General features: G+C 61.1%; 2 protein-coding genes. Both read right to left on the reverse strand.

Going from position 1 to position 2,402, the window contains the following annotated elements:
• Window positions 1-331 precede the first annotated feature (331 nt).
• Window positions 332-1,306 carry a ParB/RepB/Spo0J family partition protein gene (locus QZ302_RS09775; protein WP_294594891.1) on the reverse strand — a complete coding sequence of 325 codons (975 nt, stop codon included), beginning with the start codon at window positions 1,304-1,306 and terminating at the stop codon, window positions 332-334.
• Between the two features lie 46 nt (window positions 1,307-1,352).
• Window positions 1,353-2,126: a ParA family protein gene (locus QZ302_RS09780; protein WP_294594893.1), complete on the reverse strand. Its 774-nt coding sequence runs from the start codon at window positions 2,124-2,126 to the stop codon at window positions 1,353-1,355.
• Window positions 2,127-2,402 lie beyond the last annotated feature (276 nt).

A 2,402-nucleotide genomic window follows, 5' to 3' on the forward strand; every position in this document is an offset into this window, starting at 1 on the left:
ACGTCCCGTGGACGGGCGAAACTTACGTTTCGCTACGGCAGCCTCAGCCCAGTTCTCTGTTCCGCGCGCTGGCGGAAATCTTATTCAAAGCGCCTTACGCTTTGAATGATTTCCTACTCCAGCGATCGCGCGCGGCTCTGGCTACAGGAGGGAACTGCCTTCGGGCCAGGCAGGCCCCGCGTGCCCGCGGTGGGCAAATGGCAGCCTCAGCCCAAATCTTCGCCCTGTTCTTTGTCCGCGCGCTGGCCAATAAGGCAAAGGCAACCCTAACAAAATGCCCAACGGACGCACCGGATGGACGGGAAATGCTGACGCATTTCCACTGCCAGCCTCACCCCCTCTTCGCGTCCCCCTCCCTGAGCCCCAGTTTTTCGAGCCGGGCGACGATCTGTTCGACCTGTTCGTCCGAGTCGAAATCGATCGTGATCCGACCCGAAAACATCGTCTCCCCGTTTTTAGCCGCCGTTGTTTTTCGTTTGACCGCAATGCGGCTCCCCAGCAGCGGTTCGAGCCCCTCCACCAGCCGCGCATAGCACGCCGGATATTCCGCCCCCGCCTGAGCGCCCTTGGTCCGTTTTTCCGCAGGCTGGAGTGCCCCCTGCACCGCCTGTTCCGTCTGCCGCACCGAGAGGTGCCCCTTGACGATCCGAGCCAGCAGCGCCAGCTGTTGCTGTTCCGAACCCAGCGCCAGCAGCGCCCGCGCATGCCCCATGCTGATCATATCGTTGTTCAGCGCGCTCTGCACCTGCGCCGGTAGCTTGAGCAGCCGGATGTAGTTGGCGATCGTCGACCGTTTTTTGCCGACCCGTTCCGCCAGAATCTCCTGCGTCAGCGCGCACTCGTCGATCAGCCGTTGCAGCGACAACGCCACCTCGATCGCCCCCAGGTCTTCGCGCTGGATATTTTCGACCAGCGCCATCTCCAGCAGCGTCTGATCGTTCGCCTCTCTGACATACGCCGGAATCGTCTCCAGTCCCGCCATCTGCGACGCGCGGAACCGCCGTTCGCCGCTGATAATCATGTACTCGGCCGCCGTTCCCCCCTTGTTATCGTCCGCCGGTTCGATCCGCTTGACCGTGATCGGCTGAATGACCCCCAGCCGCGCGATCGACTGCGCCAGCTCTTCGAGAGCCGTTTCGTCGAACACCGTCCGCGGCTGCCCCGGGTTGGGAATGATCCGGTCGATCTGCAAGTCCGCGACCGTGTTGTCGCGCCTTGAGGCCGCCGTCTGTTTCGGTATATTGAGGTCTTCGATTTCGAAGATGGCGCCGAGCCCTTTGCCGAGCCCTGTGGTTTTGGGTTTCATCTACTATATATAGTAAAGGTGTGATCGGAATGAAATGGTGTGCGCGTTAATCGGCCCCGCCGTTTCGGCGCAGGAACTCGCGGGCGAGGTTCAGGTAGTTGGCGCTTCCGCTGCTCGCCGCGTCGTAGGTGATGACCGGTTTCCCGTAACTGGGCGACTCGCTGAGCCGCGTGTTTCGCTGGATGATCGTGTCGAACACCAGGTGTCCGAAGTGGTTCCGCACCTCGCCCACCACCTGGTTGGCCAGCCTCAGCCGCGAGTCGTACATCGTCAGCAGGAAGCCCTCGATCTCCAGCGCCGGATTGAGTCCCGCCTTGACCATCTTGATGGTATTGAGCAGCTTGCCGATCCCCTCGAGGGCGAAATACTCGCACTGTACCGGGATAATGACACTGTCGGCCGCGATCAGCGCGTTGAGCGTCAGCATCCCGAGCGACGGCGAGCAGTCGATGATTACGAAGTCGTAGTCGTTTTTGACCTCCTCCAGCAGCGATTTGAGTCGGAACTGCCCCCCTTCTGTCTGCGCCAGTTCGGTTTCCGCCCCGACGAGGTTGATGTTCGACGGCACGAGGGTGAGCCCCGGCAACTCGTCCGAGCCGAGCATCGCCTGTTTCAGGTCGTTTTCTCCGGCGAGCGCCGTGTAGATGTTGACTGTTCCGGTCGTTTCGAATCCGAGTCCGGAAGTTGAGTTTGCCTGCGGATCCGCATCGACGAGCAGCACCCGTTTTTCGAGTACCGCGAGCGACGCGGCGAGGTTGATCGACGAGGTGGTTTTCCCGACCCCTCCTTTTTGGTTGGCTAAAGCGACGATTTTTCCCATTTTTCGGAAAGTCTCAGTGTGTTTTTCGTTTCGTAAGCAGTTCGTCTTGGTGAGTCGCGCGGGTGGAATATGCGGTTAGCCCCGGCCAGAGCATCCCGTAGGGACACGAGGCGGTGCTTTATGCTGTTCCATTGGCCGGGCCTTGGGCAATGCTTCTGCGGCTCTTTGAGCCGCGCAGTTCGCCGCCACCCCGCGCGGCGGACTGCAACTCGTCGGGGCTCGTTGCACTCCCCGCTGGCGGCGAACTTTCCGTGATGAGGCAATGCTTTTGCGACC

The sequence above is a fragment of the uncultured Rikenella sp. genome (assembly GCF_910579375.1).
Lineage (GTDB): Bacteria > Bacteroidota > Bacteroidia > Bacteroidales > Rikenellaceae > Rikenella.